26 protein-coding genes are annotated in these 26,431 nt (G+C 44.7%); 15 read left to right on the top strand and 11 right to left on the bottom strand.

Annotation, left to right across the window (positions count from 1 at the left end; translation table 11 throughout):
* The 5 genes from HX021_RS15910 to HX021_RS15890 form a co-directional block, all read right to left on the bottom strand.
* On the bottom strand, window positions 1–669 hold the full coding sequence (locus HX021_RS15910) for a TatD family hydrolase (RefSeq protein ID WP_286591466.1): 669 nt from the start codon (window positions 667–669) through the stop codon (window positions 1–3).
* A 61-nt stretch (window positions 670–730) separates the two neighbouring features.
* Entirely contained in the window at window positions 731–2,020 is a 1,290-nt protein-coding gene (locus tag HX021_RS15905; RefSeq protein ID WP_286591465.1) for an anthranilate synthase component I family protein, read from the bottom strand.
* Window positions 2,021–2,023: 3 nt separating this feature from the next.
* A complete protein-coding gene (locus HX021_RS15900; protein ID WP_286591464.1) occupies window positions 2,024–3,301 on the bottom strand; it encodes an adenylosuccinate synthase in 1,278 nt (425 codons plus the stop codon).
* A 129-nt stretch (window positions 3,302–3,430) separates the two neighbouring features.
* Complete coding sequence (locus HX021_RS15895; protein ID WP_077433329.1) at window positions 3,431–3,922, bottom strand: Fur family transcriptional regulator; 492 nt, start codon at window positions 3,920–3,922, stop codon at window positions 3,431–3,433.
* Between the two features lie 111 nt (window positions 3,923–4,033).
* Complete coding sequence (locus HX021_RS15890) at window positions 4,034–6,253, bottom strand: RelA/SpoT family protein (protein WP_286591463.1); 2,220 nt, start codon at window positions 6,251–6,253, stop codon at window positions 4,034–4,036.
* 150 nt (window positions 6,254–6,403) lie between these two features.
* Here HX021_RS15890 and HX021_RS15885 point away from each other — a divergent pair, with 150 nt between their 5' ends.
* The 3 genes from HX021_RS15885 (at window position 6,404) to bshB1 (ending at window position 8,400) form a co-directional block, all read left to right on the top strand.
* Window positions 6,404–7,036 (top strand): DUF4294 domain-containing protein, encoded by a 633-nt coding sequence (locus tag HX021_RS15885; protein WP_286591462.1) that lies wholly within the window; start codon window positions 6,404–6,406, stop codon window positions 7,034–7,036.
* Window positions 7,037–7,067: 31 nt separating this feature from the next.
* A complete protein-coding gene (locus HX021_RS15880; protein ID WP_286591461.1) occupies window positions 7,068–7,559 on the top strand; it encodes a glutathione peroxidase in 492 nt (163 codons plus the stop codon).
* Window positions 7,560–7,668: 109 nt separating this feature from the next.
* Window positions 7,669–8,400, top strand: coding sequence for a bacillithiol biosynthesis deacetylase BshB1 (bshB1, locus tag HX021_RS15875; RefSeq protein WP_286591460.1), 732 nt, complete (start codon window positions 7,669–7,671; stop codon window positions 8,398–8,400).
* A 178-nt stretch (window positions 8,401–8,578) separates the two neighbouring features.
* Here bshB1 and HX021_RS15870 read toward each other — a convergent pair whose 3' ends face one another.
* The 4 genes from HX021_RS15870 to HX021_RS15855 are packed head-to-tail and all read right to left on the bottom strand — an operon-like array spanning window position 8,579 to window position 12,005.
* Entirely contained in the window at window positions 8,579–9,388 is an 810-nt protein-coding gene (locus HX021_RS15870; protein WP_286591459.1) for a phosphate ABC transporter ATP-binding protein, read from the bottom strand.
* Window positions 9,349–10,197: a PstA family ABC transporter permease gene (locus tag HX021_RS15865; protein WP_286591457.1), complete on the bottom strand. Its 849-nt coding sequence runs from the start codon at window positions 10,195–10,197 to the stop codon at window positions 9,349–9,351. The genes HX021_RS15870 and HX021_RS15865 overlap by 40 nt, the downstream gene beginning before the upstream one ends.
* On the bottom strand, window positions 10,190–11,086 hold the full coding sequence (pstC, locus tag HX021_RS15860) for a phosphate ABC transporter permease subunit PstC (protein WP_286591456.1): 897 nt from the start codon (window positions 11,084–11,086) through the stop codon (window positions 10,190–10,192). Before pstC ends, HX021_RS15865 begins: the two co-directional genes overlap by 8 nt.
* A 1-nt stretch (window position 11,087) precedes the next feature.
* Window positions 11,088–12,005, bottom strand: a complete 918-nt coding sequence (locus HX021_RS15855; RefSeq protein WP_286591455.1) for a PstS family phosphate ABC transporter substrate-binding protein — start codon at window positions 12,003–12,005, stop codon at window positions 11,088–11,090.
* A 199-nt stretch (window positions 12,006–12,204) separates the two neighbouring features.
* Here HX021_RS15855 and HX021_RS15850 point away from each other — a divergent pair, with 199 nt between their 5' ends.
* The 9 genes from HX021_RS15850 to HX021_RS15810 all read left to right on the top strand — a co-directional run bounded on the left by HX021_RS15850 (window position 12,205) and on the right by HX021_RS15810 (window position 21,155).
* Window positions 12,205–14,307 carry a ferredoxin-like domain-containing protein gene (locus HX021_RS15850; protein ID WP_286591453.1) on the top strand — a complete coding sequence of 701 codons (2,103 nt, stop codon included), beginning with the start codon at window positions 12,205–12,207 and terminating at the stop codon, window positions 14,305–14,307.
* 23 nt (window positions 14,308–14,330) lie between these two features.
* Complete coding sequence (gene cobA / locus HX021_RS15845) at window positions 14,331–15,089, top strand: uroporphyrinogen-III C-methyltransferase (protein WP_286591452.1); 759 nt, start codon at window positions 14,331–14,333, stop codon at window positions 15,087–15,089.
* Between the two features lie 2 nt (window positions 15,090–15,091).
* Window positions 15,092–15,670 (top strand): precorrin-2 dehydrogenase/sirohydrochlorin ferrochelatase family protein, encoded by a 579-nt coding sequence (locus tag HX021_RS15840; RefSeq protein ID WP_286591451.1) that lies wholly within the window; start codon window positions 15,092–15,094, stop codon window positions 15,668–15,670.
* Window positions 15,660–16,361 carry a phosphoadenylyl-sulfate reductase gene (locus HX021_RS15835; RefSeq protein ID WP_286591450.1) on the top strand — a complete coding sequence of 234 codons (702 nt, stop codon included), beginning with the start codon at window positions 15,660–15,662 and terminating at the stop codon, window positions 16,359–16,361. Before HX021_RS15840 ends, HX021_RS15835 begins: the two co-directional genes overlap by 11 nt.
* A gap of 43 nt (window positions 16,362–16,404) precedes the next feature.
* Window positions 16,405–17,295, top strand: a complete 891-nt coding sequence (gene cysD, locus HX021_RS15830) for a sulfate adenylyltransferase subunit CysD (RefSeq protein ID WP_286591449.1) — start codon at window positions 16,405–16,407, stop codon at window positions 17,293–17,295.
* Between the two features lie 37 nt (window positions 17,296–17,332).
* A complete protein-coding gene (locus HX021_RS15825) occupies window positions 17,333–18,577 on the top strand; it encodes a sulfate adenylyltransferase subunit 1 (protein WP_286591448.1) in 1,245 nt (414 codons plus the stop codon).
* A gap of 550 nt (window positions 18,578–19,127) precedes the next feature.
* Window positions 19,128–20,459 carry an NADP-specific glutamate dehydrogenase gene (gene gdhA, locus HX021_RS15820; RefSeq protein ID WP_286591446.1) on the top strand — a complete coding sequence of 444 codons (1,332 nt, stop codon included), beginning with the start codon at window positions 19,128–19,130 and terminating at the stop codon, window positions 20,457–20,459.
* A 102-nt stretch (window positions 20,460–20,561) separates the two neighbouring features.
* Complete coding sequence (locus HX021_RS15815) at window positions 20,562–20,807, top strand: hypothetical protein (RefSeq protein ID WP_286591445.1); 246 nt, start codon at window positions 20,562–20,564, stop codon at window positions 20,805–20,807.
* 9 nt (window positions 20,808–20,816) lie between these two features.
* Complete coding sequence (locus HX021_RS15810; protein WP_286591444.1) at window positions 20,817–21,155, top strand: hypothetical protein; 339 nt, start codon at window positions 20,817–20,819, stop codon at window positions 21,153–21,155.
* 67 nt (window positions 21,156–21,222) lie between these two features.
* Here the strand turns inward: HX021_RS15810 and HX021_RS15805 are convergent, their stop codons facing one another.
* Together HX021_RS15805 and HX021_RS15800 are read right to left on the bottom strand one after the other, a co-directional pair.
* Entirely contained in the window at window positions 21,223–23,595 is a 2,373-nt protein-coding gene (locus HX021_RS15805; protein ID WP_286591443.1) for an endonuclease MutS2, read from the bottom strand.
* A gap of 21 nt (window positions 23,596–23,616) precedes the next feature.
* Window positions 23,617–24,384 carry a DUF4296 domain-containing protein gene (locus tag HX021_RS15800; RefSeq protein WP_286591442.1) on the bottom strand — a complete coding sequence of 256 codons (768 nt, stop codon included), beginning with the start codon at window positions 24,382–24,384 and terminating at the stop codon, window positions 23,617–23,619.
* Window positions 24,385–24,456: 72 nt separating this feature from the next.
* Here HX021_RS15800 and HX021_RS15795 point away from each other — a divergent pair, with 72 nt between their 5' ends.
* From HX021_RS15795 to HX021_RS15785, 3 genes are read left to right on the top strand one after another with little or no spacing between them, the layout of a single operon-like run.
* Entirely contained in the window at window positions 24,457–25,149 is a 693-nt protein-coding gene (locus tag HX021_RS15795; RefSeq protein ID WP_286591440.1) for a YggS family pyridoxal phosphate-dependent enzyme, read from the top strand.
* Window positions 25,142–25,594 carry a GNAT family N-acetyltransferase gene (locus HX021_RS15790; RefSeq protein WP_286591439.1) on the top strand — a complete coding sequence of 151 codons (453 nt, stop codon included), beginning with the start codon at window positions 25,142–25,144 and terminating at the stop codon, window positions 25,592–25,594. Before HX021_RS15795 ends, HX021_RS15790 begins: the two co-directional genes overlap by 8 nt.
* A 43-nt stretch (window positions 25,595–25,637) precedes the next feature.
* Window positions 25,638–26,426 carry a DUF3298 and DUF4163 domain-containing protein gene (locus HX021_RS15785; protein ID WP_286591437.1) on the top strand — a complete coding sequence of 263 codons (789 nt, stop codon included), beginning with the start codon at window positions 25,638–25,640 and terminating at the stop codon, window positions 26,424–26,426.
* Window positions 26,427–26,431: the final 5 nt, after the last annotated feature.

Genomic DNA, 26,431 nt, shown 5'->3' with positions numbered 1-26,431 from the left:
TTAGTCCGCAAAGACTCGCCTATAGTTATCGTATACTGCCTGCATGAGCTGTACCAAGGGGATAGACTTGACCGATGCGACATATTGATATATGCGCTCAATTTGTATTGCTGTATGGGTGTCTGTCTCCAAGAAGAGCTGTTCCAGCGGCATATTTTTTAATATGTCATCCTGACTGCCATCCAGACAATGGGCACCGATGGATAGGTAGTAGCCTTTACCTATCAGCTGTTGCGCCAGAATCCAGTTTTTCCGGTAGCCATGGAAGATGACAGGTAACGTAAACTGTGACTTGCTGAGTGTGGTAAGTACTTCCTGAAAGGCACGCACACAATGGATGATCAGGGGTTTCTGAAACTCGGCGGCCAGCTGGATCTGTTGCTCAAAAACGGCTTGTTGCTCCAAAAATGGAACGGCAATATTCTTGTCCAGCCCGCATTCGCCCACAGCCACCACCGCTGCTTGCTTTAGCCCGGAACGCAGCTGTTGCAAACTGGCTGCTGTGTGCCCATCGATATACCAGGGATGTAGGCCAATAGAACAACGCTGCTCAGCAGGGATTGCCTCATGCTGGTTGAGCGCAATATTTCTAATGGATACAATGGAACCGTCCAGCAGGGGATCAGGCTGATGGGTATGGATATTGATATAAGGGATCTGCGTTTTCACCAGGGCAAAGGTCGAAAAAATACTTGAAGCAAAAAATATGTTCTATAAAATTAGTATAGTTTTATTGTTCCAGTGTCGTATCCAAGGCTTTCAAGAGGGCAGAGGCCTTCAAAAGGCATTCCTGATATTCCTGGTCTGCCGAAGCCTGGTTGGTGACCGCACCGCCGGTATGAAAGGACAGGTACTGTTTCTGCTGGTTGTACAGCAGGCTGCGGATCACCACATTGAAATCAAATTCATCCCGCAGCGTATCAAAGTATCCGATGGAACCGGCATAGATACCCCGCCTCGAAGCTTCGATCTGATCGCAGATCTGCATGGCTGCAATCTTGGGGGCACCCGTCATCGAACCCGCCGGAAAGGTGTGTCTGAAGACATCCATGTTGGATACCTGGGGGGCCTGCATGCAGGTAATCGTCGATAGCATCTGGTGGACCTGCTTAAAGGACTGGATCTCGAACAGTCCTGTAGCCTGGACGGTACCGGGTAAGGCGCTTCGGGTCAGGTCGTTGCGGACAAGGTCCACGATCATGACATTCTCGGCTATCTCTTTCTGCGAGTGGCGCATCTGCTGCATGATCTCCTGATCTTCTGCAGCCGTGCTTCCTCTCTTGGCGGTACCTTTGATGGGCTGCGAAATAAGCCGGCCCGCTCGCTTGGCTAAAAAACGTTCGGGTGAAGCGCTCATGATAAAATGCTGCCCGGCCTTAAAAAAACTGCTGAACGGAGTGGGTGATACTGCATTCAGTTTGAGATATACTTCAATGGGGTCGATGTCGGCATTTTCAGCAAAAAATTCCTGGCAGAGATTGACTTCATAGATATCGCCGCGCTGGATGTGCTGCTGTACCTTGTCAAAGGCCGAAAAATACTGTGGTTTGGTCCAGCGTGAATGTACACGTACATCAATCGGCGAAGCTTGCTGTGGAACGATGGTCGCACAGATGGCCTGAAATATCGCCTGTGGGTCTTCGGCCCGAATCTGTACCTGATGGCCACGGCAGCTGATGGTCATGGCGGGCACGAAAAAATAAGCTTCGGGAAATTCAAGGGTATTGACGGCTGTGGTCTGTAGTTCTTCGATCTCATTCTTCAGATCGTAGGAGAGAAATCCGGGAATAAACCCGCCGGGATGGAGCGATAGGAATACTTGCAGCTGATCCAATACATGGTCATCCGCACGAAAGACAGCCAATGCTTTTACCGCCAGTATACTTTCAAATCTTCCCCACTGGTCGGCTGGCCCATTGCTGTTAAAGAAAGAAATTTCATCAAATTGCCCCGACCAGTGCAGGGCTTTTTGATGAAATTTATCTTTAGAATCGAGAAGATCAAAACTTTCGATTCGCATAGTTTATTTTGATAATGCCAATGTCTGTTTACGATCGGGACCTACGGATAGGATCGTGATAGGAACTTCAAGTGCTTTCTCTAAATAAGCAATATAGTTACGTAATGCTGTAGGGATCTCGGCTTCGGAAGTGATGCCTGTCAGATCTTGTTTCCAGCCTTCGATCTCCTCCAGGATAGGCTCTGCCTGATGCGTGATGATCTCGTATGGCATATAGTCAATGACTTCACCATTGTATTTGTAGTGTGTACATGCATAGATCTTTTCGAAGGTATCCAGTACGTCGGCTTTCATCATGATCAGGTCAGTGACACCATTTAGCATGATGGCATATTTTAAAGCTGGAATATCGATCCATCCGGTACGGCGTGCACGTCCGGTAGTCGCGCCAAACTCATGGCCCAACTGACGTAGTCTTTCACCGGTTTCATCATGAAGTTCTGTCGGGAAGGGACCTCCTCCGACACGGGTTGCATAGGCTTTGAAGATACCGTATACTTTACCAATCTTATTGGGCGCAACGCCAAGACCTGTACAAGCACCTGCCGTCGTCGTGTTGGACGAAGTCACAAATGGATATGATCCGAAATCTACATCCAATAATGTACCTTGGGCACCTTCAGCCAGTACACGCTTGCCTGCTTTCAGGTATTGATTGACCAAATGCTCAGAATCCACGTGCGGGATAGATTTAATGAATTCAATAGCTGCTAGGAATGCTTCTTCTTTTTCGCTGAAATCAGGAATTTCACCATAGTGCGAAAGGATGTTCAGGTGCTTTTCTTTGAGCTTTTGGTAGCGCTCTTGAAAATCTGGAAGGGTCGTATCACCCACACGTAGGCCGTTTCGACCTGTTTTGTCCATGTAAGTTGGACCAATACCTTTTAATGTAGACCCGATCTTGCCAGCACCCATCTTGGATTCTGAAGCCGCATCTAATAATTGGTGTGTGGGCAAAATAAGGTGTGCCTTACGGGCCAATACCAAATTGCCTTTACCCACCGGATCAAAACCAGCTGTCTTAAGGTTGTCTAATTCTCTTTTTAGGATAATCGGATCGATAACGACACCATTACCAATAAGATTTAGTGTACCTTCATTGAAGATACCAGATGGAATTGTGTTGAGCACGAATTTTTTGTTATCAAATTCCAACGTGTGTCCGGCGTTAGGGCCGCCTTGGAAACGAGCGATCAAATCGTATTTGGGACAAAATACGTCTACGATCTTACCTTTACCCTCGTCACCCCATTGTAAGCCCAAAAGCACATCAACTTGCATAGCTTTTAAAGTATAGTAATTAAAATGTTATTAATAAATATAGACTCATCTAAAAAATAAAATGTTCAGGAATTTTTCCCCTGAACATTCCTGAACAAATGTACTATTATATTTAAGAAAATATAAGATTTAATTTGAAATAGCTTCTTGGGCTACGCTTTCTTCTTTTTTATTTTTTTCCTGACATTCCTGACATACGCCATACAGATTCAGCGAATGGTGCTTGATGTCAAATTTCAATAAGTCACCCATCAGGCTTTGGATCTGGTTGATACGGGGATCGCAGAATTCGACAACCTTATTGCATTCAATGCAGATCACGTGATCGTGCTGCTTGAAACCATAGGATTTTTCGAACTGCGCCATATTCCGTCCAAACTGGTGCTTGGTCACCAAATCACAAGATACCAAGAGCTCTAGGGTATTGTAAACTGTAGCACGGCTGACACGGTATTTCTTGTTCTTCATATGGATATACAAAGACTCCACGTCAAAGTGATCTGTGCGTGAATATATCTCTTCCAAGATAGCATAACGCTCTGGCGTTTTTCTTAGATTTTTGTTCTCTAAGTAGGCTTCAAAGATTTTTTTTACAGTTGCAAAATTTTCAGCTTGATTCATAGTAAAAAGATTCTTGTACAAATTTACCAATTAAGATTGATATTTCCGCTATAAATAAAACGTCCGGTAGCTGCGGAAAGGTCAGTAGCCTAAATTGTGATATTCATTTGATTAATTTTCAGATTCATAGCGATTTACTCCTGTTATCCCTCTGACCTCCTTCAGGTTCTTCATCAGATTTTCAAGCTGCTGGGTATCGTTGACGTAGACCATGATATTGCCATCAAAAATACCTTCATTACTGGAAATTGCCAGGGACCGGATGTTGACCGCAAATTCCTGTGAAATGACGGTAGTAATTTTGTTGACCAGACCAACGTCGTCAATGCCCACAATATGTAAGCCGGTCAAGAACGCCGAATCTTTGGTGGATGCCCAGCGTGCCTTCAAAATGCGGTAACCGTAGTTGGCCATAAGTTTGGAGGCATTGGGACAGCTTGTGCGGTGGATCTTGATGCCATCGTTGACGGTCAAGAAACCAAAGATATCATCTCCAGGTATGGGGTTGCAGCAGGGGGCCAGGGTATAGTCCACTTTTTGCATGTCATCGCCAATGAGGATGGTGTCAAATTCCTTCTTGTTGATCTTCTCGACCAAACCGCCGATATGGCTGTTGAACTGATTGCCCGAGGACGATCCAGCACTGACCTCCACGGCTTTCTCATGGGCCACATATTCCCGCAATTGTTTGATATCCACAATACCCTTGGCCACATTATAGAACAGGTCCTGGGAGCTCGGATATTTCAGGTAGTTGGCAATCTTATTGATGTTGTCGGTATTGTAGGTAACCTTCAATGATTTTAACTTGCGCTCCAGGATCTCTTTGCCGTCTTCGGCAACGCGTCTCTTCTCTTCTTTGAGGGAGGATCGGATCTTGGACTTGGCTTTGGCCGTCACCACAAAGTTGAGCCAGTCTTCTTTTGGCGATTGTTTGCTGGAGGTAATGATCTCCACCTGATCACCATTTTGTAGGACGTGGCTGAGTGGTACGAGCTTATGGTTTACCTTTGCACCGATACAGCTGGCACCGATATCCGAGTGGATCTCAAAGGCAAAATCCAGGGCCGTGGCATTATTGGGTAGCTGGATCAGCGTGCCTTTGGGCGTGAATATGAAAATCTCGTCCGAGAAGAGGTTCATCTTGAAATCATCCACAAAGTCCATGGCATTTTGGTCGGGACTGCTCAGTACATCGCGGACTTTTTTGATCCATTGGTCGAGGCCTGAATCTGAATTGGACTCTTTGTATTTCCAGTGTGCCGCAAATCCTTTTTCTGCGATTTCATTCATCCGTTTGGTACGGATCTGTACTTCCACCCACTGTCCCTTGGGGCCCATCACTGTGGTATGCAGGGATTCATAACCATTGCCTTTCGGAGAGGAAATCCAGTCACGTAAACGGTCCGGATTGGGCCGGTACAGGTCGGTAACGATGGAGTAGACCTTCCAGCATTCGGTCTTTTCTTTTTCATCGACAGCATCGATGACAATACGGATGGCAAATAAATCATAGACTTCCTCAAAGGGAATGGACTTCTTGCGCATTTTGTTCCAGATCGAATGGATGGATTTTGGCCGGCCAAATACGGAGGCTTTAATCCCTTGTTCTTCCAGGATCTCGGTGATCGGACCGATAAAATCGCCGATGAATTTCTCCCGCTCTGCTTTTTTCTCGTTGAGCTTGCGGGCGATAAATTTATAGGTATCCGGATCGGTATATTTCATGGACAAGTCTTCCAGTTCGGACTTGATCGCATATAATCCCAAACGGTGCGCCAATGGGGCATAAAGATAGCTTGTCTCAGATGCGATTTTCAGCTGCTTATCGCGGGCCATAAACTCCATGGTGCGCATGTTGTGCAGCCTGTCGGCCAGTTTGATGAGAATCACACGGACATCATCGGCAAGGGTGAGCAGCATCTTGCGGAAGTTTTCGGCCTGCATGGAGCTGTTGGGGTCAAATATCCCCGATATCTTGGTCAGCCCGTCAATAATACGACGTACTTTCTTGCCGAACATTTCCTCAATCTCATCCAGCGTAACGTTTGTGTCTTCCACCACATCATGAAGCAATGCACATACGATGGAGGTGGTTCCCAGGCCAATTTCTTCGGCAGCAATCTGGGCCACAGCGATCGGATGATAAATATAGGGTTCTCCTGATTTACGGCGCATTTCTTTATGACTGTCCAGCGCCAGATCAAAAGCTTTCCGGATTTCTTGCTTGTCGCCCCGTTGCAAGGTAGGCTTACAGGCGCGCAACAAGGCACGGTAACGTTTTCTTATCTCTTTGTTTTCTGCTTCAATATCAATCACATAATCTTTCATAAACGTTGCAGGTAATGATGTATTTTTGAATATTTTTGTGTAATTTAGTTAATGTATTTTGAATACAATTATCAAGCTAACTTATTTTGTAATAAATTTACCAAAATATAATAGTATTGACAAATTTAAAAGAGTTATATAGGCGTACAGATGAAGACAATCGTATTTGGCTTGCTTTTGCTTCTGGGGACTCTGTCTGCTAAGGCACAGTCACGATCACTCGTCCTTCCCTTATATGGTGATGGGGCACAGGAGTCTGTATCGGATTATATGACCACGACATTACCCTCGGGGGAAGTGTTGCCCTGGTTTCCAATTCCGGAGGTTGTGATTGTCAGAAAAAGGGTGTGGACCAGCGAAACTGCACGGCGGGAATACCTGCGCTTTAGGCGAAATGTCCTCAAAGTGCTGCCGTATGCGATCTATGCGCAAAAAAGATATGACCAGCTTGACCGTGACCTGGCCATGACATCCGACAAAAAGGAACATCAGGCCTTGGTCGAAAAATGTGAGCATGATGTGAAACAGATGTTCAACAGGGAGATCAAGAACATGACCATTTCACAGGGTAAAATCCTGATCAAATTAATCGACCGCTACACCGGCCATACCAGCTATGAGATGGTCAAAGAAATGAAAGGCGGAATTTCGGCCTTCTTTTATCAGGGGGTAGCCAAGATATTTGGGCATAACCTGAAAACCTCCTATGATGCCAAAGAGGACTTTGAGATCGAGAATATCATTCGGGAATTTGAAAAATCCCGACCACGACCAGTAATGTAATTTTTAATGGAGGAGGCTAACACCAGACCGTATGAAAAGAATATATGACTTTGATGCGCTACAGTTTAACGGAACCAAAAAATCCCTGGCAGATTTTGAGGGGAAAGTGCTGCTTGTGGTCAACACGGCGAGCCAATGCCTCTTTACAAGGCAATTTAAATCGCTCGAGAAATTATATCAAAAGTACAAAGACCGGGGCTTTGAAGTGCTGGCTTTTCCGTCGAATAATTTTCGCAATCAGGAACCCCTGACTGGCAGCACCCTCGAAACCTTCTGCCGCATCAACCAACAGGTCAGTTTCCCGATATTCAAACGGAGCCATGTGGTCGGGGCCTACAAGACACCCCTGTATGGTTTCCTTTCCAATAAAACGGAAAATGGACGCATCAACAGCAAACCATCCTGGAATTTTCATAAATACCTCATCAACAAACGGGGGGAAGTCGTTGACTTTTTTTACCCGACCACTTCGCCATTGTCAGGTAAAATTTGCCGCAATATCGAACGCCTCTTGCAAGAGTAAGCGCTAAACTTACTACCTTTGGTCCAGCTCTACCGCAATAAAATCCCCCAAATGGGTCAATTTAAATGCTGGAAGAGTATGTGTACACCATAAAGTAGATTGTAGAAATATGCTAAAATTAGATTTGCTTGTCATTGCCGTGCATCCGGACGATGCTGAATTGGGTGCTGGTGGCGTAATGGCAAAATATGTCGCCGAAGGGAAAAAGGTAGGAATTGTGGATCTGACACAGGGTGAACTGGGCACCAGGGGCACAGCAGAAACCCGGGCACAGGAAGCGAAAGATGCGGCGGATATTCTGGGATTGACCGTCCGTGAGAACCTGGGCCTGCGTGACGGTTTCTTTGAAAATGCGGAAGCAGAAAAACTGGCCGTCATCCGCGCCATCCGAAAATACCAACCTGAAATCGTCATCACCAATGCCATTACCGATCGCCACCCTGACCATGGCCGGGCCGGACAGCTGGTGAATGAAGCTTGCTTCCTGGCAGGCTTAAGAAGGGTGGAAACCAAAGATGAAGACAATCTGCCGCAGGAGGCTTTTCGCCCACGGCTGCTGCTGCAATTTGTGCAGGACTATTACATCAAACCTGATGTGGTCATCGATATTTCAGCATACTATGCCATCAAGGAGAAATCCATACTAGCCTATAAAACACAGTTTTATACCGGTGAAAATGTAAATCCGGACGAACCGCAGACTTATATTTCCAATCCGGACTTTATGGAGTCTACTGCTGCCAGGGCACGGGAATTTGGACGCTATATCCAGGCTAAATATGCCGAAGGCTTTACCTCTAAAAAGATCCTTGGGGTGGATGACCTGTTTCATTTGAAATAAGCAGCACAGGGGCTCCGCTCGTCAGCCTTATGCATGGACACAAACTAGAGGATACCGGTTGACGTTTAATCCTGGACTACGGGGCATCCCACAGGGCCTGATTAAACATCAACCGGTCAATGCCTGTACAAGAACAGCTATTGCTACAAGGGAGCTATACCGTCGCCCTTTGCTATGTTTAGGAAATAAATCCTTTGACGTATTGCTTGGTGATCTCATGCTGGGGATTCAACAATACCTGCTCGGTAGGACCGAACTCAAGGATCTCACCACCATAGACAAATATAATGTAATCGGAAACCCGTCTGGCCTGCCGCAGGATATGGGTAACCAGGACAATGGTATAATCTTTCTTTAACTCGATCAATAATTCTTCGATCTTGGCGGTGGACAGTGGGTCCAAGGCTGAAGTAGACTCATCACCAAGGATGATCTCGGGCTCAACCGCCAGTCCCCGGGCCAGGCAGAGCCTTTGTTGCTGTCCAATGGACAATCCGCTGGCCGAATGTCCCAGGCGGTCTTTGACCTCATCCCATAGCGCGACATTGCGCAGCTGCTTCTCTACAATCTTATCAAGTTCTTTTTTGCTTTTGACACCATGTATGCGGGGGCCATATGCTACATTGTCATAGATGGACATGGGAAGCGGATAGGGTTTTTGGGATAAAAGTCCCATCTTCTTCCGGATATGGGTCACCTCGGCATGCTTCCCATAGAGATCTTCTCCATTTACCAGGACTGAACCGGTTATCTCTACACCTTTTGTATCATCAACCAGCCTGTTGAGCGTCTTGAGCAGCGTGGTCTTGCCACATCCTGAGGGACCAATAATGGAGGTGACGCTATTGTTGGGCAGGGCGAGATTGATATTTTTTAAGATATGTCGTCCGTCGATATGGACATTGAGATCCTTGATTTCAATGTGTGGATCACTCAATGGGTCGCTAATCAACGATTCTTTTGTTTCGATTGAAGAATATGAGTGCATATTACGATAATTAAAATAATGATTGTTAAAACCAGAGCAGATGCATAGGCCCGGCCCTGGACTTCAGGAATGGGACTGCTCAACTGAAAAAATATAGCCAGGGGAAGTGTTGCCGCGGGCTCATCAATATATTTGGGTAGATTATCACTGAATCCTGTGGTCAATAAGACACCGGCGACATCGCCAATGGCCCGGCCAAAAGCTAAGAGTATGGCGGTCAATAAACCAGTACGGATACTGCGCAGCATCACTTTGGCCATTTCCCAACGGGTGGTGCCCAGGGAAAGGGTGACATTCTTAAGGTCCTCGGGGATGGTTTTGATCAGCTCATCCACGGTGCGTACTACAATCGGGATGGTGAGCAGCGTGACGGTAATGATACCACCTAATAAGGATGCCCTGATGCCCAGGTAGACCATGATACCAAAACCAACGGCACCATAAACAATGGATGGGACACCATAGAGTACGTCAAACAGCAGTTTGGCAAGCTGAGTGACCCTGGATTTGGCCCCTAGGTATACATTCAGGTAAAGCGAAATGGGAATCCCGATCAATGCGGACAGGGCGGTGGACAGCCCAGCCAGGTATAAGGACCCTAAGATGGCATTTAAAATACCACCTTCCTTGCCAATGTAAAATCCGCCTTGGGGTAATTGACTGATCATATCCCAATTGAGGTAGGGAAGGCCTTTATAGAGGATCGTCCCCACAATAAAAAAGAGGGAAGCCGTGACAGTAATGCCCGATAGGTGCATAAAGCCTTTGGCAATCTTTTCATGCAATAACTTTCTTTTGATATTATGCATGCTGACCTCCTTCCAGACGTCTTAAGATAAGACGCGATATCAAATTGAAAATAAAGATGATGACAAACAGCAAGAGCGCGGAAAACATCAGGGCAGATTCGTAAAGCGGAATGGACATCATTTCCCCGAAATTATTGGCGATCAATGCAGGGATCGGATACCCGGCATCGAAAATGGAGGTAGGAACCTTGGCCACATTACCACAGACCATCAACACGGCAATGGTCTCACCAAATGCCCGTGAAGTCGACAGGACGATGGCAGCAATAATGCCCGGTTTTGCCTTTTTTAAAATGACATGTTTGATGGTATCCCATTTCGTTGCCCCCAGGGATAGGGAAGCCGCTTTCAGTTCATAAGGAATGGTCTGTAGCACTTCAACCATGATGGAGATCATGATCGGAAAAATCATGACCGCCAGGACAATGCCGCCTGCCAGCACGGAGTAACCCGAGGTAACAACACCGAATACCGGTGCAATATACAGCTGGATCAAGGGGACGATAAACAGGACACCCCAGACACCATACAGTACTGGCGGTATGGCGGCCAGCACATTGACCAGGGGAAACATCATATTTTTTAACGCATCGGAAGCATATTCGGTCAGGTACACAGCGGTCAGAATGCATAGTGGGATGGCTATAGCGAGGGAAATGAGGGTCACCGCCAAGGTGCCTGCAATAAAAGGCAGGAACCCAAAAGATCCTTTCATCGGTGACCATACGCTATCCGTTAGCAACTCGAATACATTGCTATATTCAAATAACGGGATCGATTTGACGGTCAGCCCAACAGCAATGACCACAACCACCGATAAGGAGATCAATAGCAGCAGCAGGGTCGATCGTTTTACGAATGCATCTTTAACCAGACGTGTGTTTAGCATACTATAACTTATTTAGTTCTTGTTTTATCAATGTTTCATTTAAGGGTACATAACCATTCTGAAGAAGTTGCGACTGGGCTTCCTTCTTGAGCACAAAGGCGATAAACTCTTTTAAAAGCAGGGATTCGGTCTTATTGTGTGTCACAAAGGTCAGGTCCCGGGCCGGAGGCGCAGGATACTTGCCCGTGGCCACGGCTTCTGTGAGCTGGGAAAGAGAATGGTAAAACTGCTCCTCAACGTCAAGCTGCCCACTGTTGTTTAAGTCCAGCGGCAGGACATCGATACGGTCAAATACCTTGTCTGTCTTTAAATTATAGACATAATTGATATTGTTGAATCCAATGCCATAAATATCATCTTTGATGGCCTGGGCAATACCGGGGTCCCCAAAGATGCCGACACCCTGAAGGTCTTCTTGTTTGTGGTCAAAGAATTTGGCCCAGGTCTCTGCTGCTCCGGCAGCATCGGACCGCACATATACATTGATCGGGTCAGCCGTAAACCGGGGATCAATCTCCTTCCAGGTCCTGAACTTGCGGTTGATGAAAATATCGGCAAGCTCATCCCGCGTGAGGCCCCGTTGTAGGAGTGCCTTATAATTGGGGTTGCCCGGATTTATTGTACATATCACGGCATCCTTTGCAACGATAATGGGAACCGCACCCTTCTTGATTTCCTGTGGATGCAAATCGCGCGATACTAAACCGATGTCGACCATGCCGGTCAGTACATCAGCAATACCCTTGCCAGCACCGCCTGCAGAAATGTTGAACCGGACATGGGGATGCTCTTTTTTGAAATCCTCACTCCAGATCACGACCAAGGGGTAGAGGGCAAAAGCACCGGATAGGGAAATGTTGCCTTCAAATCCACGTTCTTTACTGTAGCCATTTTTAACTTTTGGTGCGCAGGATGTCATCTGAAAGACGACTATTGAACTAAGAATCAGAATTATAAAACACTTTTTTATCGTTACACCCATTAGTCTACAGGTTTAGTATATTTAATTTTACAAGGCAAATATATATTAATTTGGTAGATATTATAGAATATTAAAAAAAAATTTTTACATTTGACCCTGAGAAAAGAATACTAAATCAATAGATTTTATTTGTTTTATGCAAAGCTTCCGTACAGAATTAGAAAACCCAGTTGTTGAAAAGGAAATCATCGAACTGGAAAAAAAGATAAGAGCATACCGGGCAGGGGAGATGGTCGAGGATAAATTCAAATCCTTGCGCCTGGCCAGGGGCATATATGGCCAACGACAACCTGGTGTACAAATGATCCGTATCAAGTTGCCGTTTGGAAAACTTACGTTTAAACAATTCCTGAAAATAGCTGATATTTCGGACGAATATGCCAGCAGCAATATCCATTTCACCACACGGCAAGATATCCAGATTCACTTTGTGAGCCTGGACAAAACGCCTGAGCTTTGGGCTAAACTTGCCGCGGATGACCTGACCTTACGGGAAGCCTGTGGAAATACTGTACGGAATGTAACGGCTTCGCCAGCAGCTGGGGTAGATCCGGATGAGCCTTTTGATGTATCGGCTTATGCACAAAGTACTTTCGAATACCTTGTCCGAAACCCGATATGTGCGGACATGGGCCGGAAATTTAAAATCGGCTTTTCTTCGAGTGATAAAGACACGGCGTTTTCTTACCTTCAGGACTTTGGTTTTGTGCCGAAAGTAAGACAGCATGAAGGCAGGGAGGAACGTGGTTTTACGGTCATGTTCGGCGGCGGATTGGGTGCTCAGCCCATCCTGGCACAAAAGATTTTTGATTTTCTGCCTGAAGATGAATTTATACCCCTGATTGAAGCGACGATCCGTGTCTTTGACCGTCATGGTGAGCGAAATAACCGGAACAAGGCCCGCTTTAAATACGTGGTGCAGAAACTGGGGTTGGAAGAAGTGCTCCGACTGGTCGAAGAAGAACGCAAAGCCATCAAAAGCAAACGTTTTGTGGTGGACAGGGAAAAGGTGCCCACTGCAGCACATCCGCCTCTGTTTACTGAACAGGTAACACCTGTGGACCCCTTGGCTTATGAGGTATGGTTGCAGACGAATGTATTTGAACAAAAGCAAAAAGGATTTTATGGTGTATACCTAAAAGTTCCAACAGGTGATATCCCAACAGAAAAAGCGCGCCAATTGGTGGCCAGTATCCGGGATCATGTCGCCGATGATATGCGGGTGACGCAGGACCAGAACCTGCTGCTGAAATTTGCACGCAAAGAATCCTTGCCACATATCTACAATGTACTGCATGAACTGGGCTATGCCCGCTATGGATTTAACAGCACACTCGATATCACCACCTGCCCGGGCACGGATACCTGTAATCTGGGTATTTCAAACTCCACGGAAATGGCCCGTGTGCTGGAAAATTACGTGGAGGAGTTTCATGGTGACTTTGTGTATGAGCAGCACCTAAAAATCAAGATCTCGGGTTGTATGAATTCTTGTGGTCAGCATGGACTGGCGCACATTGGTTTTCATGGCAGTTCATTAAAGGCTCAGGGCCGGGTATTGCCTGCCGCACAGGTGATGATTGGTGGTGGAACTGTTGGGGGTGGCATAGGCCGAATCGCCGAGCGCATCACCAAAGTACCTACCAAACGTGTCACCCTGGTGGTGGACCTGCTGTTAAATGATTTTAAAGCCAACAGATTGGAGCAAGAAAGCTTCCATCAATATTATGACAGGCAGACGAAGGATTATTTCTACCGGCTGCTGAAACCGCTGGCCGACCTGAGCACATTGACGGAAGATGAGTTTGTGGACTGGGGCCGCAACGACATTTATAACACGGCTATAGGTGTGGGCGAATGTGCCGGCGTCGTCATCGACCTGATTGCCACTTTATTGTTTGAATCGGAGGAGAAACTGGCCTTAGCAAAAGAAGCACTGCAGCAACAACAATATGCGGATGCAATTTATCATATTTACAGCTCCTTTGTCTGGACAGCAAAAGCATTGCTGTTGGATAAAGGAATAAATGCCAGTACACAGATTGCTATTATCAAAGAATTTGATAACTTGTATGTACAAGATGGTATCTTCAGCTTCCCGACCAGCTTTGAGGAGCGGGTGCTCCAGATCAATAAATTTGAACCTGGAAAAGAATTTGCCGATGCCTATCTGCTCCAAGCCGAAGCGTTCTATTATGAGGCTTCAAAAAAACGCGAAGAACTGCGTTTAAGTGTTTAGTTTAAATTAGTTGAATAAGGAAAATGCAAGTTAAACCATTTATAACGCTCGTGGGAGCAGGCCCTGGGGATCCAGAGCTGATCAGTCTCAAAGGAATAAAGGCGATCCAAAAAGCGGATGTCATTTTGTATGACGCATTGGTCAATGATGAATTGTTGGATTATGCCAAGGCGGACTGCATAAAGATCTATGTCGGCAAACGTGCCGAGCAGCTGTCGACTTCGCAGGATGAGATCAATCGTCTACTGGTTGATTATGCCCTGAACTATGGGCATGTGGTACGCTTAAAAGGTGGAGATCCCTTTGTTTTTGGACGTGGGGGTGAAGAGATCGATTATATTGCCCAATATGGTATTGAAACAGCGGTGGTGCCTGGTATTTCGTCGGCTATCGGCCTCACCGGACTGCAGCAGATCCCCTTGACGTACCGCGGAATAAGCGAGAGCTTCTGGGTGATCACCGGTTCAAAATCGGATGGCTCCTTGTCAAGTGATCTGTATCTAGCTGCCGAATCCAATGCCACGGTAGTCGTTTTGATGGGCTACGGTAAGCTGGCTGAAATCGTGGGCATCTACCGGGAAAAGGGCTTCCACGACCTACCGATCGCCCTGATACAGAATGGCTCTCTGCCAAACGAGAAAGTGGTATTGGGCACAATGGATAATATATTGGACGAATCTACCGAAAAGAGAATTGGTGTGCCAGCCATCATTGTCATCGGTGAAGTGGTCGCCAAACATAAAGCATTTCAACAGATTAAAGAGAAAGCATTAGCCCTGTAGCCATGAACCAACTGTTTCCCATATTTGTGAAGCTCGACCAGGTCCATACCTTGTTGGTGGGTGGAGGTAAAGTTGCACTGGAGAAATTTCAGGCGCTGATCGCCAACGATGAATCCTTACAGCTCACCGTGGTGGCCCGGGAAATTCTTCCGGAATTTGAAGACCTGCTGAAGGCTTACGCACATATTCAGCTCCATATACGGCCCTTTGAGGCAAGTGACATCGACAACAAACAGCTGGTGATTGCCGCAACAAACAATGTGGAGCTCAATGATCAGCTCCGCAGCCTGACGGCACAGCATAACCTGCTTTTCAATGCTGCCGACAAACCGGAGCTATGTGATTTTTACCTGAGTTCGATCGTCAAAAAGGGTGATCTAAAGGTAGCGATTTCGACCAATGGAAAATCGCCTACCATGGCCAAGCGCATCAAAGAGCTGTTGAATGAGCTCCTGCCGGAGGAAATTGATGAGACGCTCTCGCTGATGAGTGCGTACCGGGAACAGCTGAAGGGCAATTTCGAATTCAAAGTAAAGCAACTGAACGAACATACCAAAAATATATTACGTCATGAACGTTAAGGAAATCAGAGAAATTATTGGCGAAAAAAAAGGAGTGGAGATGCTGCAGGTGATCGCATCACTATACCCCTCGGAAGTTGTTTTTTCGACTTCTTTTGGTATTGAGGACCAGATCATCACCGAATGGATCGGTAAAAACAAACTGCCCATCGAGGTTTTTACCTTGGATACGGGCCGTCTGTTTAAAGAAACGTATTCCCTGTGGAGCCGTACGCTGGAACGTTATCAGCTGGAAATTAAAACCTATGCGCCCAATACGGATTTACTGGAAGAGTTTATCAGCAAAAAGGGACCAAATTCGTTCTATGAATCAGTAGAAAATCGCAAGGAATGCTGTCGGATACGGAAGATTGAGCCCCTGCAACGGGCAATTAAAGGCAAGAAGATCTGGATTACGGGAATTCGGTCGGAACAGTCTGCCAATAGGCATGACATGGACTTTATCGAATATGATGAAGTGAATCAGATCGTCAAAATCCACCCCTTGTTTGACTGGACATTTGCGGAGGTGAAGCAATATTGTAAAGAGCAATATATCCCTTATAATGTGCTGCACGACAAAGGATTTCCGAGTATTGGCTGCCAGCCTTGTACACGGGCTGTTCAGGAAGGGGAGGATTTTCGTACCGGTAGATGGTGGTGGGAAGATCAGAGTAAAAAAGAATGTGGTCTACACGCTGTAAAATCGTAAACGGCAGACAGAAATTCATTAAAACAAATTATTATTTCAAAAAATGGACTATTTAGATCATTTAGAAGCGGAAGCGATATATATTTTACGGGAGGTTGCCGGACAGTTTGAAAAGCCTGCACTTTTATTCTCAGGCGGAAAAGATTCAATTACGCTTGTTCACCTAGCAAAAAAAGCTTTTAGACCGGGGAAATTTCCTTTCCCTTTGGTTCATATCGACACGGGGCATAATTTTCCGGAAACCATTGCTTTTCGCGATGCGCTTATTGAGGAGATCGGTGAAAAGCTTATTGTTGGTTATGTGCAGGATAGCATCGATCAAGGGAAAGTGGTCGAACAGAAAGGTAAAAATGCAAGCCGGAATGCACTGCAGACGGTCACATTGTTGGATACGATCTCAAAAAATGGCTTTGATGCATGTATCGGTGGTGCCCGCCGGGACGAGGAAAAAGCGCGTGCAAAGGAACGTATTTTCTCCGTGCGGGATGAATTTGGACAATGGGATCCAAAACGGCAAAGACCTGAACTCTGGAGCATTTTCAATGGCAAAATAAACAAGGGCGAAAACGTACGTGTTTTTCCGATTTCAAACTGGACTGAGCTGGATGTCTGGAATTATATCAAACGGGAGCAGATCGCATTGCCTTCGATTTATTTCAGTCATGAGCGGGAGGTGATTACCCGGAATGGGCAATTGATGGCAGCAGCCCCATTTTTGAATATGGACGATGAGGATATCATAGAGCGCAAATCGGTTCGCTTCAGAACGGTGGGCGATATGACCTGTACGGCGGCAGTCGATTCGACAGCAACAGCCCTTGATGATATTATTGCCGAAATCAAGGCATCGACAGTGAGCGAACGCGGCGCGCGCATGGATGATAAAGTATCTGAAGCTGCGATGGAGGAACGTAAAAAACAGGGCTATTTTTAGGTCTTAATTTGAAATCTAATATCTGATATTGACGACAATGAATATATTGAAATTTATAACGGCCGGCTCTGTAGATGATGGTAAGAGTACCTTGATAGGCCGGTTACTATACGATACAAATTCGATCTTGGACGATCAGCTGGAGGCTATACAGCGTGCCAACAGGAAAAATGATGATGGAACGGTGGATCTGGCTATACTGACGGATGGACTGAAAGCCGAGCGTGAACAGGGAATCACCATCGATGTGGCTTATAAATACTTTCAGACGGATCATCGAAAATACATTATTGCGGATGCTCCGGGCCATATCCAGTATACCCGCAACATGGTCACCGGTGCCTCCAATTCGGACCTGATCATCATCTTGATCGATGCTCGGAAAGGTGTCATTGAACAGACAAAAAGACACTCCTTTATTGCCAAATTACTGGCGATGAAACAGGTGTTGGTCTGTGTCAATAAAATGGATATGGTGGATTATAGCGCCGCAGTTTTTGAGCAGATTAAAACGGACTATCTGCGTTTGGCCGCTAATTTAGGGCTTAAGGACGTGGATTTCATTCCGGTATCCGCTTTAAAGGGCGATAATATTGTCCACAAATCAGACCGGATGCTCTGGTATTCAGGTGAATCCTTATTGGATTACCTCGAAAATGTGGAAATCCATGAAAACGAATCTACGGATTGGAGATTCCCGGTACAATGGGTCGTACGGCCACAAACCGATGATTTACACGACTATAGAGGATATGCGGGCCGAGTATTAGGAGAGGGGCTTAGTGTTGGTGCTCAGGTCATTATCTATCCGGCTGAAACTTATAGCACCGTGAAGGCCATAGAGCTGAACGGACAGCAGCTTGACCGCGCAGAGAATGGCCAGTCGGTTATTATACATCTGACAGATGATGTGGACATCAGCCGCGGTGATACCATTGCCAATGTGGAGTCTGCACCAAAATTTGAACGCAGCATTCAGGGAAATGTCTGTTGGTTTGACAACAAACCGCTGGATACTGAACAGATCTATTTAGTCCAAAGCCACAGCAAATTGACAAAGATAAAAATCACGGACGTGCTTTATAAATTTGATATCAATACGCAGGAAAAAGTTTTTGGCGAAGCGATCAAACTCAATGACATTTGCCACATTGCCATTAAAGCTGCTGAGAATCTCGTATTTGACCTGCAAGATGAAAATGCGGCAAATTCTCAAGCGATTGTGATCGATCCACGTACAAATTTGACAGTCGGCGCCTTAATGATTCAGGCGGTCGATTAAATGAATTAAAAAAATAGTCAACCTAAATCTTTAAGAAACGCAGACTTTGGTTTGCGTTTCTTTTTTATGCGATGCCATGATCCGGACATTATCCTGTATATAGTCGGTTGAAAATAGGTAATCAAACCCCTATCCGCTTTTTAAGTATTGATTATATAATTTATATTATGTTAAATAGAATAATAAGGGAACTCACCTTTTCCCAGCATTCGACCAAAATCAATGCCGTATAAAATGTCATAAACATCTGCTTTGATATCCTTCAGCTTGCATGATTATAAGGCATCATATCCTGAATGGGATGTTACATATTAATTTTTGGACTGGAACGAAAATGATTCTTTCTGAGCGTATGGACATCGAATAAAATACTTCAATTGTGGAATTTTGGCTATCATTCTATGATAGATCATCATACTGGGCTAATTCAATTGAAATGTGGAATTTCATTGGAATAGATTAAAATTTATAAAAAATTAACAAAAATTGGTTTTTTATTGTAAAATATGTAAATTAGTGCCTGCCAAAGGGAAATTTTACTAATTAAAACATGTCAAAAAATTTTAACGAGTTCATCTCAAACGTTGAGAAACGCAATCCACATGAACCAGAATTCTTACAAGCTGTAAAAGAAGTTACCGAGGATTTATTTCCTTATATCACAGACAATCATCCTGAGTTTTTCGATCAAAAAATTCTTGAACGCCTTACAGAACCTGAACGTATTATATCTTTTCGTGTTACATGGCTTGATGACAACCATGAAGTCCAGGTAAACCGTGGTTATCGTGTTCAAATGAACAGTGCAATAGGCCCCTACAAAGGTGGTTTACGCTTCGCTCCTTCTGTCAATCAGAGTATTTTAAAATTCCTTGCCTTTGAGCAGGTTTTTAAAAATAGTTTAACGGGTTTACCAATCGGTGGCGGTAAAGGTGGCTCCGATTTTGATCCTAAGGGCAAATCTGATAATGAAATCATGCGTTTTTGCCAAAGTTTCATGACTGAATTGTACCGTCATATCGGTGCTGATACGGATGTTCCTGCTGGTGATATTGGTGTTGGTGGACGTGAAATCGGTTTCCTATTTGGTCAATTCAAACGTCTTCAAAACAATTTTACGGGTGTCCTGACTGGTAAAGGTGAATTATGGGGCGGCTCATATATTCGTCCTGAAGCTACAGGATACGGTTTATTGTACTTTGTGGATTGTATCTTCAAGCATCAGGGTCAATCTTTACAAGGAAAAATAGCCACGGTTTCCGGTGCGGGTAACGTTGCCTTTTATGCCGTGGAAAAAGCGCTGCAATTGGGAGCCAAAGTCATTACGGTTTCGAACAGCTTGGGAACACTTTATGATCCAGATGGTTTTGATGCCGAGAAAATGGCTTTCGGAGCGACTTTGGGCCGTAACCTGGATCTGTACCCAACACGTTATCCCAATGCTCAATTTTTGCCTGGACAAAAGCCTTGGCAATTCAAATGTGACATCGCACTGCCCTGTGCAACGCAAAATGAACTGGATGAATCTGATGCGAAAGCCCTTGTGGCCAATGGTTGTGTCTGTGTTGCTGAAGGTGCCAACATGCCTTCTACTGCCGAAGCGATCAAAGTTTTCCTTGATGCCAAGATCAGTTTTGCACCTGGAAAAGCAGCGAATGCCGGTGGTGTGGCTGTCAGTGGTCTGGAAATGTCCCAAAATTCGATCCGCACACAATGGTGTACGGAAGAAGTTGATAACCGCCTGAAAACCATCATGGAAAGTATTCATGAAACTTGCTTGAAATATGGCAAAGAAAGTGATTTTGTCAACTATTTGAAAGGCGCCAATATCGGTGGCTTTATTAAAGTTGCCAATGCCATGAAAGCACAGGGAGTTGTATAACAAGCCTTTTTCTAATCATATCATAATCCTGAGCGCTCAAATGTATTTCATTTGGGCGTTTTTTTATATTTTTACGGTAATTATTAAGACAACAACAAACGCATGAGATTAATCGCAGAACTCCCCCATCCTGATTGCAAGATTTCCATTTTTGGCATGAACCAAAAATTCATTATCAAATTTGAACAGGGAAACCTTGAACAATCCTATAAAATTGCTGAAGTTGACATCGTTGGTGGCGTAAATGGTGTGTTTGAATTGCTTGATGAGGAATTTTTGAAAAGTATTATCGACCAATTTGCCCTGATGCGGCAATCGTTTAATAATGCTTATAGCAGATACGAATAAGGATCAATTATGCTCAATTACATTTACTTTGTGGCCTTCTGGGCCTGCCAGATTATCTCTTCCATCCTATTTAAGCTTGGTGGAATACACCCGAAATATAAATGGGCCGCCCTGATTGTGGGTAATATCATTCTTCTGTCGGCAAGTTGGTTTCTCGTTCAGCTATTCAAAAACGTGTCTCAGCCCATAGTGATTGCGGTGTGTTCCGGCGGAACTTTTCTGACAGTCCAGCTGGCTATGGCTCTATATTTTAAAAGTCCACTGACCTGGCAGCAGGTTGTTGGCATGTTTGTCATCATTACGGGCATGGTCATGATCACTTTTGGTGGCAAAGATCAGGCTGCTTAAGCTCCTGACCATCATTTACATTAAAAAGAAACCCGTATTGTAACAATAATACGGGTTTCTTTTTATCTTATAAATAGGCGTAGGTGATCCCATCCCCGCCCCGGTCCTGATGTTCATCTTCAAAGCGGCTGACATGGCTATACTTCCGTAGATAATCGCGAATAAATTTTCTTAAAATACCGTCACCTTTGCCGTGGATAATCTTTACTGATGGATATCCGACCATCACTGCCCTATCCAGGACTCTTTCCAATTCATTCAGTGCATCCTCGGTCCGCATGCCTCTAAGATCAAGTTCTGGTTTAAAATCAGCAACACTTCCTGCTGATAATGACTTAGATAAGCTCTTTGGAGATTTTTTATTTTCCCTTCCTTCCAGCTTGATGACATTCTTCCGTTTCTGCACCGTGCGCAACTCGCCCATGGCAAGGATAAGGTTATTCTTGGCAATCTCTACCACCTGAGCTTCAGCTCCATTGTCGATAATCTGAACCCAATCTCCGATGTTCAGTTCGGCTGATTCTACAGCCTTTTCTTTGACCGCAGGTTTTACCCTCTTCTCTTCTGGGAGCACGGCTTTCAATGCTTGGCCCAGGTTATTGCGTAGTTCCCGGGTTTTCTCCTTGTCCGCTTTGGCGGATTTGATCTGCGCCACGGTATTTTCAATCAGTTTATTGGAATTTTTGATAATCTGCTGCGCCTCTTCTTTCGCCTTTTTCAGGATGACACGTTTATTTTCTTCCAGATATTGCTGAAGTTCCAGATACTCGGCCTGAAGGCTTTCCAGCTCCTTCTCTCTTTTGTTGATGGCAACTTTGGTGTCAAATATTTCTTTCTTTTCCCGCTCGAGGTCGATCAACAAGGTGTCTACCTTTTTTTGCTGCACACCAATTTTACCTTTGGCAGCTGCCAGGATATCCTTGCCCAGCCCGATTTTTTGTGCAATCTCGAAAGCATAAGAACTCCCTGGTTTGCCAATCTGCAGAATGTACATCGGTTGCATCTCCCGATTGTCAAATAGCATGGACGCATTCTCCAGTCCATCGGTATTGCTGGCAAATACCTTCAAATTGGAATAGTGTGTCGTAACAACTCCTCGAATTTGTTTTTTGTTCAGCGATTCGAGAACGGCTTCGGCAATAGGCCCACCGAATAATGGGTCGGTACCTGTTCCGAATTCGTCGATCAGCACCAGGGTCCGCCCATTGGCGAATTCCGTAAAATACTTCATCTTGGACAGATGGGCACTGTAGGTACTGAGGTCGCTTTCAATGGACTGGTCATCACCGATGTCTGCAAATAGCTGTTTGAAGACGCCAATTTTCGTTGTCGGCTCCGCAGGAATCAACAGACCGGATTGAACCATGATCTGTAATAGCCCGACGGTTTTCATACAAACGGATTTCCCTCCGGCATTTGGCCCTGATACAACAATAATACGTTGCAATTGATCAATCTGTATGTTTAAGGGGACGACAGTATGCTGCTGGTGCTCATTCAGCAGCAACAAAGGATGCCGCGCATTGACCAGATTGATGTCGGCTTCTTTTGAAAGTTCCGGCATTTCGGCCTCAATATCTAATGCAAATAATGCCTTTGCCCTGACGAAATCAACCTTGGTCAACAAACCATGGTAGGATAGCAATAATGGAAGATGTGGCCGCAGTTTGTCGGTGAGCTCCACGAGAATCCGGATGACTTCACGTCTTCGTTCAAACTCCAGATCCCTAACTTTATTATTGAGCTGAAACACTTCCTCGGGCTCTATATAAGCAGTTTGTCCTGTTGCCGACTCATCATGAATCAATCCTTTCAGCTTGCGTTTATTCTCAGCGAGTATAGGAATACATAAGCGGCCATCGCGCACCGTCAGATTACCGTCGGCAGTCCATCCGTTATCTTGGGCACTTTTAAAAATACTGTTTATCCGTTTGAGTGCCTCTTGTTCGGCCCGCTGTATCTGTTGGGTTATTTCCAGCAACAACCGGGAAGCATTGTTTTTCAATTTTCCACGTTCGTCTATGACCATTTCAATGTCACGGATGATTCCCTTCTCCATCGGTAAATGTTCAAACAATACCTCGAGATTTGGATATAAGCCTTCCCTTTCATTGAAATAACGAATAATGGCATAGACGGTTTTCAAAGATAATAGGACCCGGAAAAATTCTTCTTCCAGTAAAAATGCGCCTTCTACCCTGGCCTTCTCAATAATGGACTTCAGGGGGAAAAAGTTTTCGACTGGAAAAGCGCCATCATTGACAAGCAGGTCTTTAAATTCGTTTGTCTGTCTCAGAAAACGGTCTATCTGGTCAAAACGCGTCTGGGGCTGGATCTTTTCAACCAGCTCACGGCCTGATTCACTCAGGCATTTTTGTTTTATTTTATCTTTTATCTCGGAAAACCCGAGTTTATCAATTGCATTTAATGGGTATACCATAGAAATTATATTCTTTGATGGTTAAAGTTTTGTCGCAGGTTTTATAACCCGTGGTGGGGTCAGTATATGCTCTTCCCCCGACTTAACTGGCCGTTTTTCAGGCTTTTCTTCTACCTGTTTTTTTGTCGTTACAGAATCCTTTGCCAACGGGCCAGGTTTTACTGTTGGAGATGCTGTATTACCAGTTGAATCTGAAGCTGCACCTGAAGGGCCCACAGAAAGCTGATTCATCATGTAAGTATCCAAGTTGATGCCATTTTTTACCTGGAGTGCCTGAATAAACCATGAAGAAGCGTCTTTAAAACTAAATTTATCCTTACTAGGCTTGTAATGAATAAGTGCCGAAATGCGATCCTGATACTGTTGCTGCATGCGCATAACACGATTGGTACTGTCCTGTATGCGTGCATGGATAATAGAATCTCTGGAGCGGATTGAATCCTGCTTCCTGCGTTCGATATCTGTATAGAACTTGTTCTCTTTGGTCAGGTTGTCCTCTACTTTCTTATAAATAGCGGCCATGACCTCCGCATCCTTCCCATAATAGTTCAGGTTTTTCTTGAATGTGACCGAATCCAGTCCGTATTTGTCAAATGTAACCTGATACAAAGGCACCATCACTTTGCGTGCACTATCAATGGGCAAAATATTGAGGTATGAATCAGTCAGCTGAATTTCAGTCAAAGCTTTTACAAACTCAGCCTGGGAGATAATATCTTTCTCCTGGGGTCTGACACAAGAACCAAATAAAAAAATCACTGCAAGTAGATTCAGTATTAATCGTAGCATTTCGTAGTTTTGTACAAATTTACAAAAAGCACCGACATTTGGCACTTTTTACACCATCAAACTATATCTGAAATGAGTATTGCGAGTAATTTAGAAGCTTTAAGATTGGAAACGGAAGCCCTGGGCGTTCAGCTGGTAGCGGTTTCAAAGACAAAATCCAATTCGGACATCATGGAAGCCTACGATGCGGGACAACGTGTTTTTGGTGAAAATCATGTTCAAGAATTAGTGGAGAAACAGGAGGTTTTACCGAAAGATATTCAATGGCATATGATCGGCCATCTGCAAACCAACAAGGTCAAATATATCGCTCCTTTCATCAGTTTAATTGCCTCGGTAGACTCATTGAAATTGCTTAAAGAAATCAACAAACATGCACTGAAAGCTAATCGGACAATTGACTGCCTATTGCAGGTTTATATTGCTGAAGAGGAGACCAAATTTGGTCTTGACCACGCTGAACTAATAGAGCTCCTCCGGGATGAAGAGTTTTTGGAGTTAAAGAATGTCCGCATTTGCGGCCTGATGGGAATCGCCTCCAATACCGACAATGAGAAGGTGGTGAAAGCGGAGTTCTATGAGCTAAAAATGCTATTTGATGGTATCAAAGCTAGTTTCTATCGAAAGGATGATCATTTTAAGGTACTTTCCATGGGGATGTCATCCGACTATAAACTCGCAATTCAAGAGGGCTCGACGATGGTTCGTATCGGAAGCACGATTTTTGGTAAAAGAGTGATCAAACATTATAAAAACAATGACTAAGCCTATTATACGCGCCGCCGTTAAATCGGATTGTCCGCAAATGCTAACCTTGATCAAGGAATTGGCAGTTTATGAGAAAGCACCAGATGAGGTGACCGTTTCCCTTTCGGCATTTGAAGATGCCGGATTTGGAGAAAATCCTGTCTGGGGTGCATTTGTTGCGGAGATGGATGCAAAAATTGTGGGAATTTCATTATATTACGTCAGATACTCCACCTGGAAAGGAAAAAGGCTTTATCTGGAAGACCTGATCGTGACTGAAAAGATGCGTGGTCTGGGCATAGGAAAGTTACTTTTCGACAGTACCTTAACTTATGGGAAGGACTGTGGTTATCATGGTATGGTATGGCAAGTGCTGGACTGGAATGAACCTGCCATAAAATTCTACGAAAAATACAAAGCAGATTTTGATTCGGAGTGGATTAATGTGTCAATTACTTATTAGATTACGGGGGGAAACAATCAATTCAATGCGGTTTTACTTTTTTTTGAAAATTTTATTCATCAGTGCTTTGCTGTATTCATGCAATAACCAAACGACTTCATCTATTGACCCGTCGCAAAGGGATACACTTCCGTACAGCAAAACCACCGTTAATGAATATAGTCATTATTTTCTAAAGGAAGCCGATCAATTGGATACAACATATTTCAGGGCGACATACCCTATTTTTAAAGATAGCACAATCAATACCCTAATTGCATCTATTGTACATCTTGAGGGGGATACGAGCATGGATGATGCCGCCCATCGTTTCATCAATTCGTATAATGAATATGTGGAAGATAACAATGGTAAATCCACGGCGACCTGGAACAGGGATCTTCATATCGATGTGGTTTCCAATACCCCTGCCGTTCTGGGTATACGTACCAAACAGGAAGAATACACTGGCGGGGCACATGGTGACCATTTTACGCTCTTTTCAAATTTTGACAGACAATCTATCCAGCCCATCAGCATCGATGATATCATCCCGAAAGAAAATAAAGCTAAATTTGTGCAGATCGCTGAGCAGCACTTTCGTAAACAGGAAGGGCTAAAAAGTCAGGATCCATTAAGTGGGAAATATTTTTTTGAAGAAGGGAAATTTACCCTGGCGGATAATTTTATGCTCGAAAAGGACAACATCCTATTTTATTATAATGTCTATGAGATTAAGTCATATGCAGAGGGTAATACGGAATTGCGTATCCCCTATGCCTCGTTTAAGGAACTGATCTCGGAAAAAGGATTACATTACATCAAGAGTATTAATTCATTAGCAGTCAACTAAACTAA

It is taken from the genome of Sphingobacterium sp. N143 (assembly GCF_030325625.1).
In the GTDB taxonomy this organism is placed as follows: Bacteria; Bacteroidota; Bacteroidia; order Sphingobacteriales; family Sphingobacteriaceae; genus Sphingobacterium.
This window is presented reverse-complemented; position numbering and strand designations above follow the sequence as displayed.

Bases quoted from the DNA above. Each gene is read 5' to 3' on its own strand.
- HX021_RS15905 (WP_286591465.1), bottom strand. From the start codon at position 2,020: ATGCGAATCGAAAGTTTTGATCTTCTCGATTCTAAAGATAAATTTCAT.
- HX021_RS15900 (WP_286591464.1), bottom strand. From the start codon at position 3,301: ATGCAAGTTGATGTGCTTTTGGGCTTACAATGGGGTGACGAGGGTAAA.
- HX021_RS15895 (WP_077433329.1), bottom strand. From the start codon at position 3,922: ATGAATCAAGCTGAAAATTTTGCAACTGTAAAAAAAATCTTTGAAGCC.
- HX021_RS15890 (WP_286591463.1), bottom strand. From the start codon at position 6,253: ATGAAAGATTATGTGATTGATATTGAAGCAGAAAACAAAGAGATAAGA.
- HX021_RS15885 (WP_286591462.1), top strand. From the start codon at position 6,404: ATGAAGACAATCGTATTTGGCTTGCTTTTGCTTCTGGGGACTCTGTCT.
- HX021_RS15880 (WP_286591461.1), top strand. From the start codon at position 7,068: ATGAAAAGAATATATGACTTTGATGCGCTACAGTTTAACGGAACCAAA.
- bshB1 (WP_286591460.1), top strand. From the start codon at position 7,669: ATGCTAAAATTAGATTTGCTTGTCATTGCCGTGCATCCGGACGATGCT.
- HX021_RS15870 (WP_286591459.1), bottom strand. From the start codon at position 9,388: ATGCACTCATATTCTTCAATCGAAACAAAAGAATCGTTGATTAGCGAC.
- HX021_RS15865 (WP_286591457.1), bottom strand. From the start codon at position 10,197: ATGCATAATATCAAAAGAAAGTTATTGCATGAAAAGATTGCCAAAGGC.
- pstC (WP_286591456.1), bottom strand. From the start codon at position 11,086: ATGCTAAACACACGTCTGGTTAAAGATGCATTCGTAAAACGATCGACC.
- HX021_RS15855 (WP_286591455.1), bottom strand. From the start codon at position 12,005: ATGACATCCTGCGCACCAAAAGTTAAAAATGGCTACAGTAAAGAACGT.
- HX021_RS15850 (WP_286591453.1), top strand. From the start codon at position 12,205: ATGCAAAGCTTCCGTACAGAATTAGAAAACCCAGTTGTTGAAAAGGAA.
- cobA (WP_286591452.1), top strand. From the start codon at position 14,331: ATGCAAGTTAAACCATTTATAACGCTCGTGGGAGCAGGCCCTGGGGAT.
- HX021_RS15840 (WP_286591451.1), top strand. From the start codon at position 15,092: ATGAACCAACTGTTTCCCATATTTGTGAAGCTCGACCAGGTCCATACC.
- HX021_RS15835 (WP_286591450.1), top strand. From the start codon at position 15,660: ATGAACGTTAAGGAAATCAGAGAAATTATTGGCGAAAAAAAAGGAGTG.
- cysD (WP_286591449.1), top strand. From the start codon at position 16,405: ATGGACTATTTAGATCATTTAGAAGCGGAAGCGATATATATTTTACGG.
- HX021_RS15825 (WP_286591448.1), top strand. From the start codon at position 17,333: ATGAATATATTGAAATTTATAACGGCCGGCTCTGTAGATGATGGTAAG.
- gdhA (WP_286591446.1), top strand. From the start codon at position 19,128: ATGTCAAAAAATTTTAACGAGTTCATCTCAAACGTTGAGAAACGCAAT.
- HX021_RS15815 (WP_286591445.1), top strand. From the start codon at position 20,562: ATGAGATTAATCGCAGAACTCCCCCATCCTGATTGCAAGATTTCCATT.
- HX021_RS15810 (WP_286591444.1), top strand. From the start codon at position 20,817: ATGCTCAATTACATTTACTTTGTGGCCTTCTGGGCCTGCCAGATTATC.
- HX021_RS15805 (WP_286591443.1), bottom strand. From the start codon at position 23,595: ATGGTATACCCATTAAATGCAATTGATAAACTCGGGTTTTCCGAGATA.
- HX021_RS15800 (WP_286591442.1), bottom strand. From the start codon at position 24,384: ATGCTACGATTAATACTGAATCTACTTGCAGTGATTTTTTTATTTGGT.
- HX021_RS15795 (WP_286591440.1), top strand. From the start codon at position 24,457: ATGAGTATTGCGAGTAATTTAGAAGCTTTAAGATTGGAAACGGAAGCC.
- HX021_RS15790 (WP_286591439.1), top strand. From the start codon at position 25,142: ATGACTAAGCCTATTATACGCGCCGCCGTTAAATCGGATTGTCCGCAA.